We start from the raw sequence: 14,506 nt of genomic DNA, 5'->3' as shown, positions 1-14,506 counted from the left end.
TCAGGCCGTGGCCGCCGGCGGGAACGGGCTCCGGGTGCCGCTCCACGTCACGCTCAGTGCCTCACGGGCCCGGGTGCAGGCGACGAAGAGCAGGCACCGTTCGCGCGGCAGGTCGGCGTCGTGCGGCAACGGGTCCGCCTCGCGCGGCGTGATCTCGCGGGTGAACGGAACGGTGCCCTCGGTGACCCCGAGGACGTTGACCGCGCGGAACTCCAGCACCTTCATCGCGTGCATCGTCGCCAGCCGTACGCCCTCCGCGCCCGGCGCGATCTGCCCCTTGACCCGCGTCACCGGGACGCCCGCCGCCCTCAGCTTCTCCTCGGCCGCGTCCAGGGAGAGGTTGAAGCGGGCGCACACGCCGATCTCATGCGGTGCCACCCCCCGTCGAGCAGCCCTCTGACCCGCTCCAACAGGGCCTCGGTCTCCCCCTGCCGGGTCGCGTACCCCTGCGCCTGGGGACGCCGCCCGTGCAGCAGCGAGCGGTGTCCGGCGAGGGTGTCCGTGCCGCCCTCGCCCTCCAGCGCCTCGACGGTGACCGGCGCGAGGAGCCGGGCCGACCAGGCCAGGCCCGTACACCAGCGCGGCGGCGGCCGAGGAGGAGTTGCACTCGACGTCCCGGGTCACCCTCCAGCGGGCGGGCGCGTTCTGCGCCCCGCCGGGCGCGCCCTGGGGACTGCCGACGCATCCTGGACGGCACCCGGGGCGGCCGGTACGTCCACGGGCGCGCCCTCCGCCCGCAGTTCCGCCCGCACCCGGCGGGCGTAGGCGCCGGGCCTCGGCCACTCCTGCGCGGTCACGAGCGAGCCCTCCCGTAACAGGAACTTGTTCGTCCCGTTGCCGCCGAACGGGACCAGCAGGTACCCCCGCGCCTCGGCACCGTCCTGCGGCAGCTTGATGAGGAACTCGGGCGTTCCGGGGAGGCGTTCGGGCTGCGGCACGGGTGACCTTCCGGCAGAGGGACGATGCCTGCGAGAGCGCTCCCCAGGCTAGACGTTGACGTTGTCAACGAACATGCGAGCGGCATAGGCTCAGGTGAGCCGCGGGCGTTCGGTCTCTCGGGGGACGGACGAGTCGGGCGCTCTACGATTCCGGTGACACGTGGCCGACGACCGGTGGATTCGCCCCGGTCACGGGGGATCGCGCTTGCGCAGAGCGTCGGTGTTCCCGCCGGGCCGGGAGTGGGTCCGGCTCAGGAGCCGCCGCGCTCGCGGGGGATCTTCTGACCGGCCTCGACCGCCACCGGCAGCCGGTTCTCGGCCGGGGGCAGCGGGCAGGTGGCCAGGTCCGTGTAGGCGCACGGCAGATTGGCGGCCCGGTTGAAGTCCAGGACGACCGTGCCGTCGGCGGCGGGCGGATCGAGGGTCAGGGACCGGTTGGCGGCGTAGGTGGTGACACCCGAGGTCGCGTCGGTGAACAGCACCAGTAGCCGGCCCGCCCCGTGGCCGGGGAAAGCGGTCAGCGACAGCGGGCGCCCGTCCAGCTCGAACTCGACCCTGCCCGGGGCGTCGTAGACATGCTCGAGGCCCTCGACGGCGGCGCCCACGGTGGTCGGCCGCGGAGTGTCGAACGGGACGTAGCGGCCCGTCACGGCCCAGCGTGGGTCGGGGGCGTAGGCGGGCGTCCCGGCGAAGGCCGTGCGCAGCGGGGCGTCCGGGTGCCGGGGGCGCACGATGTCCTGGCCGCCGCGCCTGGCGACCTCGATGACGGCGTCCTTCCAGACGGCGTCCACGCCGCCGCGCTCGGGAAGCACGCCGAAGCGGTGCTCGCCGCTCACCGGCGCCCCGTCGACGACGAGTTCCTCGCCCTCGTCGAGGTCCACGACGACGCCCCCGGGGCCGGTGCGCCACGCGCCGGGCGCGTCCGGGAAGCGTTGGGGCCGGTCGTCGAGCCAGTGCAGACCGGTGATCGCCAGGAACCCGTGCGGGGCGGCGAGCCGGGCCTCTTTGGCGCGGTGCCACTCCAGCCAGCTCTTGGTGAAGGCGTGGAGGTCAGTGGTGGCGGCCTCGGTGGTCATGGGCGATCTCCCTCGTGTCGGGGTGCCTTCGGGCAGGGGATGCGGGGCCGGGCTGCCGGGCCGACGCGCGTACCCGGCGGGCACGTTCGCCGCCGCGTCACCGGGTGCGCCGGCGGTCGGCTTCCACGGGCGTCGGCCGAACCCGCGTTCCGGTGGCGCGGGGCGGCTTCTTGTCGGTCATGCGGACGAGGTCATGCGGATGAGGTCTTGCGGACGAGGTCATGCGGACGAGGTCATGCGGGGACGCCGATCGGCCCGCGACAGGGAAGGGTTCGGCGCCGGGCCGCGGGGTGGGCGTCGTTGCCCTCGAGCTCGACGGCGAGGTGCGGGGCGGGGCCGGACAGGGGAATTCCTTCCGGAGGACACGACGACTCGCGGCCACGGGGCCACGACGAGACGGCCGGCGGGAGCGGCCGGCAGAGGTCAGACGTGTGCGGAAGGACAGACGGCGGAGGAGGTGCGGCAGTAGTCGACGTGCCGCCGGGTGATCAGCCGCGCACCGGTGCACGCACCGTGCGGTGCCGTACCCAGTACGCGCATCACAGCCTCCACCCGTCAACGGCTCTCCTTTTCAACGTAAGTCGTCCGCCCCCGTGAATGTCAAGGCCGACGGCGTCCGCGATGCGGGACGGGAGGGCCCTCTTGACGCCGGTGTCGGCGGGATCGACACTCGCTGGGGCAATCCCAGTGAACGGGTAGGGAACGTAGGGTCGTCCGGGCGGGCGGCGCACGCGGCCTGCCGGCCGGTCCAGTCGGCGGACCGGCGTTGACATCCGTTCGGGCATTTGTCTTTACTACGGCCCCAGAACGGTCATGAGCGTCAGCGACAAGCCCTGGCTTGCTGACCGGCAACCCTCCCACCGCGGTGGGGTGCCCCAGGTGAAGACCCGACCGAAGAGTTTCGGTAAGCGCGAGGCCCACAGGGCCGGAACGGTGACGGTGACGCCATGAACGCAGCTCCCAGGACGGCCACGCGCCGCCCACAGGGCTGCGTGGAGCCGTACCCGAACCCGCTCGTCGCCGATCGCGCGGTCGACCTGCTCCGTGTGAACAGCGCACTGTGTACCGCACCGGGCCGTGCCCGCTGTCGGGGCTGACCTCTTTCCGCAGCGCCCGAAGCCCGCACGCCGCCGCAGCCCCGCATTCCCCGACGAACGCCGCCCGTGCGGTGTGCCGTTGTCCTCCCCGCCCCCGGTTCCCCGCGGCCGCATCCGCCGACGCATGCCGCCGCGCCGTCCGGGGTGTCCGAACCTGCCGGAGCCCACCATGAGTGAACCCCCTGGCGCCACCGTCACGCTCACGCCGTCACCCACCGCCGACGAACCGCCGCCACCGCTCGTCGCACAGCGGGTCCTGCCGCTGCGGCGCCCCGGGCGCTGGATCGCCACCGCGGTCGTACTCGTCCTGGCCGCCCAGTTCGTGCACGGACTGGTGACCAACCCCTTCTACCAGTGGGACCGCTGGAGCTACTGGTTCCTGCGCCCCACCCTCCTCGACGGCCTCGTGATCACCCTCGAAGTCACCGCCTACAGCGCGGTGCTGGGCCTGATCGGCGGCGTCGTGCTCGCCCTGGCACGACTGTCCAGGAGCCCCGTGCTGCGCGCGGTGAGCTGGACCTACGTCTGGGTGCTGCGCTCCGTCCCGCTCATCGTGGTGCTGATCTTCCTCTACAACTTCAGCGCCCTGTACAAGACGCTGAGCATCGGCATCCCCTTCGGCCCGGCCTTCTTCTCCTTCGACGAATCGAGACTGGCCACCGACATGGTCGTCGCCGTCGTCGGCCTCAGCCTCAACGAGGCCGCCTACGCGGCCGAGGTCGTCCGCGGCGGCATCCTCTCCGTCGACCAGGGCCAGCACGAGGCGGCGGCGGCGCTCGGCCTGCCCAAGGGCTACCAGTTCCGCAGGATCGTCTTTCCGCAGGCGCTGCGCTCCATCGTCCCGAACTACGTCAATCAGCTGATCGGCCTGATCAAGGGCACCTCGCTGGTCTTCTATGTGTCCCTGCTCGACCTGTTCGGCTCCGCACAGACCATGGGTGCCACCTACCCCGGCGACATCGTGCCGCTGCTGCTGGTCGTCACCGTCTGGTACCTGATCCTGACCAGCGCCGTCTCCGTCGTCCAGTTCTACGTCGAGCGGCACTACGCCCGCGGCGCCACCCGCGGCCTGCCGCCGACACCGCTGCAGAAGCTGCGCACCGGTCTCACCGGCCTGCGGGCCCGCATCCGCGAGGAGGCCGCCGTATGACCGCCAGGACGCTCGAGCCCCTGGCCGGGGGCGGGGCCGCCACCGTCGAGGTGCACGACGTGCACAAGTGGTACGGCACCCACCGGGTACTGGCCGGCGTCGACCTGACCGTCCGCCCCGGCGAGGTCACCGTCGTCCTCGGCCCCTCCGGCTCCGGCAAGTCCACCCTGCTGCGGGTCATCAACCACCTGGAGAAGCCCGAGATCGGCCACGTCAGCATCAACGGCGAGCTGATCGGCGTGAAGCGGCACGGCGACCGGCTCAAGGAACTGAGCGAGCGGGCCATCCTCGTCCAGCGCGCCCGGATCGGCTTCGTCTTCCAGAACTTCAACCTCTTCCCGCACCTGACCGTCCTCGACAACGTCGCCGCCGCCCCGGTCGCCACCGGCAGGCTGGGCAGGCCCGAGGCCCGGGAGCTCGCCCGCGAGCTGCTCGGCCGGGTCGGGCTCGGCGACAGGACCGGCGCCTACCCGCGCCGGCTCTCCGGCGGCCAGCAGCAGCGCGTCGCCATCGCCCGCGCTCTCGCCCTGCGCCCCGGCGTCATCCTCTTCGACGAGCCGACGTCCGCCCTGGACCCCGAGCTCGTCGGCGAAGTCCTCGCCGTCATCAAGGACCTGGCGACCAGCGGTACGACCCTTGTCATCGTCACCCACGAGATCGGGTTCGCCCGCGAGATCGCCGACCAGGTCGTCTTCCTCGACGGCGGAAGGATCGTCGAGCAGGGCCCGCCCTCCGAGGTCCTCGACAACCCGCGGCACGAGCGGACCAGGGACTTCCTCGCCAGGGTCCTCTGAACCCCGTACCTCCTCCAGACCTTCCCCACGCCACCCTCCTCACCTCCAGCGACAAGGAACGGCCATGCCCACGCAGTTCACCCGACGCAGCCTGATACGCGGCATCACCGCGGCGACCGCCGTCGCCTCCCTGGCCACCGGGCTCGCCGCATGCGGTGGCGACAGCGACGCGGCCACCTCCACCGACACCGCCTCGTCCGGCGAGGTCGTCATCGGGAAGGTCTCCAACGGCGCGGCCGAACAGACCTCCCTCGAGGTCACCGAAGTCAAGTCCATCAGCGCCGAACTGCCCGCCGCGGTCAGGAAGAGCGGCAAGCTGGAGATCGGCATCGGCGCCCTGCCGTCCGGCTTCCCGCCGCTGGCCTACGTGGGCAGCGACCAGAAGACGCTCACCGGCGCCGAGCCCGACTTCGGCCGCCTGGTCGCCGCGGTCCTGGGCCTGCGGCCCGAGGTGAAGAACCTCACCTGGGAGAACATGTTCGTCGGCATCGACAGCGGCAAGGTCGACGTGGCCTTCTCCAACGTCACCGACACCGAGGAGCGCAAGAAGAAGTACGAGTTCGCCTCCTACCGGCAGGACAACCTCGCCTTCACCGTGCCGAAGAAGAGCACCTGGAACTTCGACAACGACTACGAGAACCTCGCCGGCAAGACCGTCGCCGTCAGCTCCGGCACCAACCAGGAGAAGATCCTCCTGGAGTGGAAGGCGAAGCTGGCCAAGGAGGGCAAGAAGCTCACCGTCAAGTACTTCCAGACCGCCAACAGCGTCTACCTGGCCCTGGCCGGCGGCAGGATCGACGCGTACCTCGGGCCCAACCCCGGTATCGCCTACCACAACCGTCAGGTCGCGAACACGCCGGACGCCACCCGCACCGCCGGCACCTACTCCGGTGCCGGCGCGCACCTGCAGGGCCTCATCGCGGCCACCGCCAAGAAGGGCAGCGGCCTGGCGAAGCCGCTCGCCGACGCCATCGACCACCTGATCGAGAACGGCCAGTACGCCAAGTGGCTCAAGGCGTACAACCTCTCCAACGAGGCCGTCACCACGTCCGAGGTCAACCCGCCCGGACTGCCGCTCGACAACTCCTGACCCGGGCGTGCCGGGAACTCCACCGCCGCCTCGCGGTGGAGTCCCACGCGCCGCACACCCGCGCCCAGCACCCGCGCCCGACACCCGCGCAGAACACCCGAGTCGAACACCGGAGACCGTCACACCATGTCCGTCATCGCCCTCGACGCCGGCTCCTCGCACCCTCTGGACAACCCCGCCTGGGCCGCGCTCACCGGCCCGCACGCCCGCTTCGCCGAGCGCGTCGGCCGGGCCGTCCGGTACCAGCAGGACGTGTCCCCCTTCCACGCCGTCGCAGGCGACAACGACCCGCGCGCCTGGGCCGACCTCGCCGCACTCGTCGGCCCCGGCGGTACCGCCGCGGTGCGGGGCGTCACCGAGGTCCCCGAGGGGTGGGAGGTCGTCCACACCGGGCACGGCGTCCAGCTCGTGGACACCTCCCTGCGTGCCGAACCCGACCCCGAGGCCGTACGGCTCGGCCCCGCCGACGTGCCCGAGATCCTCGACCTGGTCGCCCGCACCGAGCCGGGCCCCTACCTGCCCCGCACCGTCGAACTGGGCACCTACCTCGGCATCCGGCACCGGGGCCGCCTCGTCGCCCTGGCCGGCGAGCGGCTGCACCCGCCCGGCTGGACGGAGATCAGCGCCGTGTGCACCGACCCCGAGCACCGCGGCCGGGGCCTGGCCACCCGTCTGGTCCGCGCGGTCGCCGCCGGCATCAAGGAGCGCGGCGAACGCCCCTTCCTGCACGCCGCGGCCACCAACGCGAACGCCATCCGGCTGTACGAGTCGATCGGCTTCACCCTGCGCTGCCGCACGGTCTTCTCGCTCCTGCGGCACACGGGGGCCGCTGCCCTGGAGGAGACCGCGTAGGGGGAGCGGCACATGACACGTGTACTCCGTGCCCTCCGCCCTTCACCCTCCCCGCCCGACGGGGCGGGGAGGGTGAAGGCGCTCGCCCGGGGGAGACTCGGTGTCTCCCCCGGCGGCCTCGCGCGAGACCGACAGCCTCTTCGCGTGCCGGACGGCGTCGGCTCACATGGCCGGGGTCGTGCCCGAGGTGCGGTTGCGGCGGCGGTGCAGGGCCAGGGCTGTGGTCGTGCCGACGGCTGTGAAGAGGCCGGCGGCGATGAGGAGGGGGGTGTTCGGGTCGGTGTCGGTGCTGGCGGCGACGTTCTGGGCCCGCAGTTCCTGGACGTACGCGGGGTACGCGGCGGTGGAGACCTTCGTCGTCGTCCGGTCGTAGTGCGGGGAGTGGTTCACCGAGGCCACCGAGCCGTCCGCGTTCAGCAGCACCTGCTTGTTGTCGGGGTGCCGGAAGTCGAACAGGCCGTCGAGGGTGCCGGCGCGCTGGTCGAAGGAGGCGTCACCGATGCGGCCGGTCGACCAGTTGTCCTCGATGAACTTGGTGATCGAGGTCTGCTCGGTGGCGGCGTGGTCGATCTTGTTGACCTTGCTGTACGGGGAGATGACCAGCAGCGGCTGCCGGGTGCCGGGGCCGCAGCGGTCCGCGTAGCCGCCCTCGGCGGCCGGACCGGACTGGCAGGCGGGGGCGTCGAGAGCCTTGCCGTTGGACCCGACGCTGGTGTCCTTCGAGCCGTTCAGCACCTTCGAGGTGACGTGGTCGTACCAGCCGTCGGAGTCGTCGTAGGCGACCACGACCGCCGTGGATTTCCACTCCGGCGACTTCTGCAGCGCGTTGATCTCCTTGACGAGGAAGTGCTGCTCGTCGATCGGGTCGGAGTAGGCGGCGTGGCCGTCCTGGTACTCGGCGGCCTTGAGGAAGCTGACCGCGGGGAGGTGGCCCGCCTTGAGCGCGGCGTCGAAGTCGGTCAGGTCGTAGTTGTGGTTGGCGCGGCCCGCGTGCCCGATCTCGGCGACGCTCCTCGGGGCCAGGTGGTGCGGGTTGGACGTCGACCTGTAGTACTGGAACGGCGCGTGGTGCGGGCTGTAGTCGACGACCGCGGCGCCGCCGACGTTGGTGTGGGTGGTGCCGCCGCACTTGGCGTAGTGGCCCTGCTCGCCGTCCCACACGGTGCTGGGCCGGAAGCCGCCCTGGAACCAGCCCCAGCTCACGCCCTTGGCGTTGAGCAGGTCACCGATGTTCCTGCCCCGCATCACGGCGAGCGCGTTGGTGCTGGTGTGGTCCTTGTCGGAGCAGTCGTCGTACGCCGGGTCCGGGTCGTTGACGACCGTGCCCACGCCCTTGGCGTCGGGGGAGAGGACCGTGTACGGGTCCGGCGTCGCCGTCTGCTTCGGGTGCTCGGTGCCGGAGGCCGGGTCGACGGAGACGACACCGTGCGTCTGCCCCGAGACCAGGTTGAGCGCGCCGGGCGTGGAGGGGCCGTACACCGAGCTGAACGAGTTGTCGCTCATCGCGTAGTGCTGCGCGTAGTTCCACAGGCCGGTGACGGTGTTGCCGTCGTAGTAGTCCATGGCCAGGCCGGGCTCGCCGAACAGCCCGGTGCACTTGCTGACCTCGGTGTTCTCGACGTACTTGTCGGCCTTGCCGCCGTTGGCCGCGTACTGCTCGGGCCCGTAGCCGTGGTTCTGGTCGCAGGTCATGGCCTGCGACGGCGCGAGCCGCTTGGGCGTGTACAGGTTCGGGTTGGTCTTCAGCAGACCGGCGCTCAGCAGGTTGTCGGCCTCGGGGGTGTGCCGGGCCGCCTTGAAGGTGGTGCCGTCGGTGTTCGCGGCCTTGGGGTAGGTCGCGAAGTAGTGGTCGAACGAGACGTTCTCCTGGTAGATCACCACCACGTGCTTGATCGGCGTGGCGGTGCGCGTGTCGGAGTGGCTGTGGCCGTGACCGTGGCCGCCCTGGCCGCCGTGCCCGGTGTTCGCGGCCGCGGGGAGGACCCCGCCCGCCGCGGCCAGGGCGACGGCGCCGAGGACGGCGCCCACGCGCGTCAACCGGCGCCGTGCGCCTGGGGTTCTGCCTGTGCCGATCATGCTGTCTCGCCTTCCGGGAGCACCGAGTTCCGCTGCCACGCCGTCCGTGGCCCGCATGTCCATGGCTCGAATGGCTGTGGCCTGAATGTCCATGGCCGGATTTTCGTCCACGTCGGCGGCGGATCGGGGGAGCGGCAGTGACCGGCGGGCGAACGTACGGTCAGGAAGTTCTCATGGACTTTTAGGCATTCCTTGACCCGCGCGGGTCGGTTCCTGGTGGGTGCGGGTCCGGGCTCGACGGGTGCGGGTCCGTTTCCGACGGGCGCGCGCCCGTGTCCGTTCCCGTCCGGTTGGGCGAGATCAGGCCAACAAGGTGCGCCCCAGCCAGTCCGACGTGTCCCGCGCTCCCGGCAGGGCGAAGAAGTAGCCGCCGCCGAACGGGGAGATGTAGTCGACCAGCGGCTCCCCGGCCAGCCGCTTCTGCACGGTCTCGAACTGCCGGGCCAGGTCCTGCTGGTAGCAGCAGAACAGCAGGCCCATGTCGAGGTTGCCGTTGACGTCCACCCCCCGGTCGTAGTTGTGGGCGCGGCGCAGGATGCGCTGGTCCGCGGTGGCGGTGGTGCGGGGGTTGGCCAGGCGGATGTGGCTGTCCAGCGGGATGATGTCGCCCTTGGGATCCTGGGCGTACCGGGGCGTGTCCGTCTCGTGCCGGCCGTCCAGGGGAGCGCCGGTGTCCCGGGCGCGGCCGAACATCCGTTCCTGCTCGGTGAGCGAGACCCGGTCCCAGAACTCGACCAGCATCCGGATGAGCCGCACGACCTGGTAGCTGCCGCCGGTCGCCCAGTCCGGTTCGCCGCCGCCCGCGCCCACCCACACCAGCCGGTCCATCGCCCGGGGACTGGTGACGTCCGGGTTGGCGGTGCCGTCCTTGAAGCCCATGTGGTTGCGCGGGGTGCCGGAGGGGCGGGGCGGGCTGACGAAGCCGTCCATGCGCCAGCGCACCTGCATGCCGCCGCGGGTGTGCCGGGCGACGTCGCGCAGGGCGTGCAGCACGGTGTCCGTGCTTCCGGCGCTGAACTGCACGCTCAGGTCGCCGTGGCACCAGGCGGCGTCGAGGTCGTCGTCGGGGAAGGACGGCATGGCGGTGAGCCGGCGGGGCCTGCGGTCCGCGAGGCCGTACCGCTCGTCGAAGAGCGAGGCGCCCACGCCGACGGTGACGGTCAGCGCGTCGGCCGGGAGGGTGGGGCCGAGGGTGCCGGAGTCGGCCGGCGGGGCGGTGATCCCCAGCTCCTGGGGGTTGCCGCCGGCGGTGAGGAAACGGGCCCGGTCGGTCAACGTGCGGAGCAGATCGGCCAGTTCGGTGCGGTTCTCGGCGGTGGTGTCGAAGGACACGAACGCGGTGGCGCGGCGGGTGGGGGTGAGGATGCCGGCCTGGTGACGGCCGTGGAAGTCCACGCGCGCGTCGGTGCCGGTGCCGGTGCCGGTGCTCGTGTCCGTATGCGTGTCCGTGGCGGACGCGGCACCCTGGTCCGCGGCCACGAGCCCCGCACCGGCGACGGCCGCTGCGCCCGCCAGGAACCCCCGGCGGCCGACCTCGTTCACCCGGTCCATCCGGTCCATCCGGTTCCTCCTTGGTCGATCCCGTCCCCCCGCTTCACGCGGTCCTCCGTACGTCCGTGAGGGCGGCCACGTCGGCCAGCCGCTCGGCCAGGTCGCCCAGGTCCGCGTCGACCTTCTCCCGCTGCGTGCGGGTGAGCCGGTCCAGCGGCGTCCAGTGGCCGCTGTGGTGGAAGGCGTCGAGGGTGTGCCGGGCCCGGTCCATCGCGGTGCCGAGTCCGCCCAGCCCGGAGTCGCGGCCCTTGAGCAGCGGGCGCAGGCGGGTGAGCAGTTCCCGGCTGCCGTCGAGGTTGGCGCGGGCGGTGGCCAGGTTGGTGCCGCTGCCGTAGTCGGTGCGGCCGGTCAGCTCGAACTGCACGGTGTTCTCCACGATCTCGTGCGCGCGCAGCCCGATGTCGCCCGGGTCGATCCGCTGGTCGGGCCAGCCGTCGCGCAGGGCGTGCACGGCCTTGGCGAGCCGGCCGGCCGGGCCGCGCAGGCCGCGCGCCGACTCCCCGTGCCACAGCCCGTACTCGACCCGGTGGAACCCGGCGAAGTCGGCGTCGTGGACCCCGCCGGGCAGCCCCGCGGTGGTGCCGTTGATCTCGCCGTCGGCGTCGCCGAAGGTGCCGTAGGCGGCGCCCATCCGCTCGTACACGAGGTGCGCCGGCAGCCAGGCGGCGCGGGCGGCCGGGAGGTCCCCGCGGTCGATCGCGTCGCGCAGCGCGTCGGTCCTCGTGGCCAGCTCGACGGTGCGGTCCTGGATCCACTTCTGGTAGCCGAGGGTGGGCGGGATGAGGTCCTGCTGGGTCACGGGGACGGCGGCGGGGCCGCTCTTCACCTTGCCGCCCCCGGCGATCCGTACGGTCGGGCCGGTCACGGCGTCCGCGTCGTCGGGCAGGCACTTGAAGGCGTACGAGCCGCTGCCGAGGGTCACCCGCATCGGGCGGACGGTCCCCGGGGCGAGCCCCTCGACCTCGCCGTAGACGGCACCCGTACCCGCGTCGGTCAGGTACACCTCGGCCGCCGCGCTGGAGGTGTTGTTCAGGTCGAAGACCTGCCGGCCGGGGGCGGGGTGGGACCAGCCGCGTCCGCACCCGCCGGGCGTCACCTCGACGACGGTGTGCCGCAGCCCGTCGGAGTCGGACGCGCGCGCCGGACCGCCGCCCCCGCCGGAACCCCCGGCGGTCGCCAGCACCCCGGCCCCGACGGCCGCCCCCGCCACGAGGACCCCGGACACGGCCCACACCAGCACGGTCCGCCGACGGCCGGTCCGGCCGGGCGGCGCCGCTACGGGACCGGGTACGACGCCGGCGTCGCCCTCGGTATCGCTAGCGGCATCGGCGTCGGTATCGGCGTCGGCATCGGTGGGGATCTCGGGCACGCCGGTCCTCCAGGAAGGGTCGTACGAAACGAGGCGGCACCGACGATCCTAGGCACGCCACGCCCCCGAAACCGCCCCCCCGAGCCCCCTTGCGACCAGAGGGAAAGCCAGAATTCGCCCCCAGTTCACCCGCCCGTCGCGCCACGCCGTCTCCGGACGGCGGGTGGCTTCGGGACCACGGCCAGGGGCAGGCGTACCAGCTACCCGCTGACCGCGATGAACCACCGGGGCAGGCCCCCTTCGAGTGAGCTTTCGGGAAACCGTCCCACCGATCTGCCTCGATCTCGCCAGGACGACATGGGTGGCAGCCGTCCCCGCAGACCTCTGCCACCACTACGGCCGCACCTGACAGGCCCTCTCTGAGCGCCGCCTCTCAACTGCACACCGCCACCAGCAGGTTGGAAAAGGCTCACTGTCCCAGAACACGGAGGTGCTCAGCTACCACCACGGCGCCAAGGGCCTGAATATCGTAGAACGGTGGATCGACGGGCAACCGGTCGAGCAGTTCGAGCCCAGCAACGAACGGACGCTTCGCGCCCAGGGTGCACCGCTGCTGTGGCAGGCCCTGCAACATATGCGCAGCCAAACGGGCGCCAATGCTTCTCCAGGGACGGACGCGGCTTTGGCGCTGTGCACCGTGCACGACCACGTCGGAGCCGCTGTGACCGACGAACTGCTCCGCCAACCTCTGCTCAGCGTCTGGCTCCACCAGCCCGAACGTACGGACCAGCCCGAAGACGTTGACTACCCACCCCTGGTGATCCCTCCGGCATCCCGCGGACTGGGCCGCCACCTGGGTTCCCTGCCGGCCTCAGACGTGTAGCCACCGTACTGTCTTGCACTCTGCCTCGGCAGACTCCGTCCCCCCCCCCGGCCCCCCAGCCAGGGCCCCCGCCTCAGCGTTGCACGGCAGCACCTTGCACACTCCGTACGCCTTGACGGCGGAACGCTCCTGGCGGATCAGATGACCGAACGAAGTAGCGGCCGCGTCGCCGCATCCTATGTTCCGGACGCGACCACGATCAGTTCCCACCTACGCGAGCACCTGGTAGACCTCCGGCATTGGATGCCCTACGCCTTGGCGCCATTGATGTCGCCAGGCGTTGTAATCCGTGCCGACCTTGATGTCGCCGCCCCGCGACCGCCCACCGCATCCACAACGCCAATGCCAGTTCGCCTCGTTGCGAGGACGAGCGTCTTCAGTATCCGACTGCGACGCGGCCCGCTGAAGCGCACGCCCGATGAGCAAGGCCCCACCCGCAACCAGCACACCCACGCCGGCCCACCCATCCAAGGAACCGGAGCGAGTGGCCTGGACTGTTGCTGCGGGCGGGCAGACCGAGACGGCTCGGTGGCCGTGTTTCCCGCGCTGCCCATGCGAGCGTAGGGATACGGGCTCCGGGCATCCCCTGTCCGCATGCCCCGAGGGGTGCCGAAGGCGATACTGGTAGCAGCCGCGGGACGACGCCCGCCATGCGCCGAGGCTGCTCGAGTCCGGCGGCCGGCCACTGCGGTGGCGCCTCCGCCGCCGCCGGAAGGGGCGTCACGATGTGCCGCTGGATCGCCTACTCGGGTACACCCGTCCTCCTCAGCCAGGTTCTGTTCCAGCCGAAGCACTCCCTCATCGACCAGAGTCTGCACTCCCGCATGGGTGTGGAGACGACCAACGGCGATGGCTTCGGAATCGGCTGGTACCCGCAGGAAACAGCGGAAACGGCTGACACGGCCGATCCGGCCGTCCTGCGGGATGTCGGCCCGGCCTGGAACGACCGCAATCTGCAGGAGGTCGCCCACCACACCCGCTCGGGCCTCTTCTTCGGGCACATCAGGGCATCGACGGGAACGGCGGTGCAGCAGAGCAACTGCCACCCCTTCCGGAGCGGCCGATGGCTGTGGATGCACAACGGGATGATCAGTGGGTTCCGTCGGGTCCGGCGTGATCTCGCCCTGGCCGTGGACCCGGCCCTGTACGCCGACATGGAGGGCTCCACCGACTCCGAGGTCATGTTCTTCCTCGCCCTCACCTTCGGCCTGGCCGACGACCCGCCCGGCGCGGTGGCGCGCATGGCGGGTCTCGTCGAGACGACCGCGGAGTCGCACGGCATCCCGCACCCGCTGCAGATGACCATCGCGGTGGCCGACGGCGAACGCGTGTGGGCCTTCCGTTACTCCAGTGAAGGCCGTTCGCGGTCGTTGTACGTCAGTACCAGGGTGGACGCCCTGCGTGCGCTCCACCCCGACGTGTCGTTCCTGCGTGAGCTGTCCGACGAGACCCGTCTCGTCGTGTCGGAGCCTCTGGGCGACCTGCCCGGCGCGTGGAACGAGGTGCCGGAGAGCAGCTACGGCGTCGTGCAGCCGGGCGGAAGCGTCCTCCAGCGCTTCAGGCCCGAGTACGCGGCGGCGGCCGGCGCGCATGAATGAGCACGGAGGGGACCGCCACCGGCCCTTACGTGTCGGTCGACACGGTGAGGACCCCTTTCGGAGGCGTCCGCCGGAAGCCGGTGGTGAACCGG

General features: G+C 71.7%; 11 protein-coding genes, 1 pseudogene and 1 riboswitch. Of the genes and pseudogenes, 6 read left to right on the top strand and 6 right to left on the bottom strand.

What is annotated here, in order from left to right:
• The 3 genes and pseudogenes from QFZ64_RS10770 to QFZ64_RS10760 all read right to left on the bottom strand — a co-directional run.
• Window positions 1–566, bottom strand: a pseudogene (locus QFZ64_RS10770) (3'-5' exonuclease); the annotation flags it as partial.
• A 54-nt stretch (window positions 567–620) separates the two neighbouring features.
• Window positions 621–938, bottom strand: coding sequence for a hypothetical protein (locus QFZ64_RS10765; protein ID WP_307064659.1), 318 nt, complete (start codon window positions 936–938; stop codon window positions 621–623).
• Between the two features lie 251 nt (window positions 939–1,189).
• The gene (locus QFZ64_RS10760; protein WP_307064658.1) at window positions 1,190–2,014 is read right to left on the bottom strand and encodes a DUF1684 domain-containing protein; all 825 of its coding nucleotides are present in this window, start codon (window positions 2,012–2,014) and stop codon (window positions 1,190–1,192) included.
• An 809-nt stretch (window positions 2,015–2,823) separates the two neighbouring features.
• A riboswitch (SAM riboswitch) is annotated at window positions 2,824–2,931 on the top strand.
• A gap of 349 nt (window positions 2,932–3,280) precedes the next feature.
• On the opposite strand from QFZ64_RS10760, the gene QFZ64_RS10755 reads away from it, so the two are divergent.
• The 4 genes from QFZ64_RS10755 (at window position 3,281) to QFZ64_RS10740 (ending at window position 6,997) form a co-directional block, all read left to right on the top strand.
• Complete coding sequence (locus tag QFZ64_RS10755; RefSeq protein WP_307064657.1) at window positions 3,281–4,261, top strand: amino acid ABC transporter permease; 981 nt, start codon at window positions 3,281–3,283, stop codon at window positions 4,259–4,261.
• A complete protein-coding gene (locus QFZ64_RS10750; protein ID WP_307064656.1) occupies window positions 4,258–5,055 on the top strand; it encodes an amino acid ABC transporter ATP-binding protein in 798 nt (265 codons plus the stop codon). The genes QFZ64_RS10755 and QFZ64_RS10750 overlap by 4 nt, the downstream gene beginning before the upstream one ends.
• A 64-nt stretch (window positions 5,056–5,119) precedes the next feature.
• The gene (locus QFZ64_RS10745) at window positions 5,120–6,145 is read left to right on the top strand and encodes an ABC transporter substrate-binding protein (RefSeq protein ID WP_307064655.1); all 1,026 of its coding nucleotides are present in this window, start codon (window positions 5,120–5,122) and stop codon (window positions 6,143–6,145) included.
• 126 nt (window positions 6,146–6,271) lie between these two features.
• A complete protein-coding gene (locus QFZ64_RS10740; protein ID WP_307064654.1) occupies window positions 6,272–6,997 on the top strand; it encodes a GNAT family N-acetyltransferase in 726 nt (241 codons plus the stop codon).
• Window positions 6,998–7,159: 162 nt separating this feature from the next.
• On the opposite strand, the gene QFZ64_RS10735 is transcribed toward QFZ64_RS10740, so the two are convergent.
• The 3 genes from QFZ64_RS10735 to QFZ64_RS10725 form a co-directional block, all read right to left on the bottom strand.
• The gene (locus QFZ64_RS10735) at window positions 7,160–9,073 is read right to left on the bottom strand and encodes a phospholipase C (protein ID WP_307064653.1); all 1,914 of its coding nucleotides are present in this window, start codon (window positions 9,071–9,073) and stop codon (window positions 7,160–7,162) included.
• A 300-nt stretch (window positions 9,074–9,373) separates the two neighbouring features.
• The gene (gene efeB / locus QFZ64_RS10730; protein ID WP_307071647.1) at window positions 9,374–10,624 is read right to left on the bottom strand and encodes an iron uptake transporter deferrochelatase/peroxidase subunit; all 1,251 of its coding nucleotides are present in this window, start codon (window positions 10,622–10,624) and stop codon (window positions 9,374–9,376) included.
• 43 nt (window positions 10,625–10,667) lie between these two features.
• A complete protein-coding gene (locus QFZ64_RS10725) occupies window positions 10,668–11,864 on the bottom strand; it encodes an EfeM/EfeO family lipoprotein (protein ID WP_307071646.1) in 1,197 nt (398 codons plus the stop codon).
• 559 nt (window positions 11,865–12,423) lie between these two features.
• On the opposite strand from QFZ64_RS10725, the gene QFZ64_RS10720 reads away from it, so the two are divergent.
• Window positions 12,424–12,816 carry a hypothetical protein gene (locus QFZ64_RS10720; RefSeq protein ID WP_307064652.1) on the top strand — a complete coding sequence of 131 codons (393 nt, stop codon included), beginning with the start codon at window positions 12,424–12,426 and terminating at the stop codon, window positions 12,814–12,816.
• A 725-nt stretch (window positions 12,817–13,541) separates the two neighbouring features.
• The gene (locus QFZ64_RS10715; RefSeq protein WP_307064651.1) at window positions 13,542–14,414 is read left to right on the top strand and encodes a class II glutamine amidotransferase; all 873 of its coding nucleotides are present in this window, start codon (window positions 13,542–13,544) and stop codon (window positions 14,412–14,414) included.
• Window positions 14,415–14,506: the final 92 nt, after the last annotated feature.

The organism is Streptomyces sp. B3I8 (assembly GCF_030816915.1).
Lineage (GTDB): Bacteria > Actinomycetota > Actinomycetes > Streptomycetales > Streptomycetaceae > Streptomyces.
Note: the sequence above shows the minus strand (reverse complement) of the source record. Positions and strands in the feature narration are given on the sequence as shown.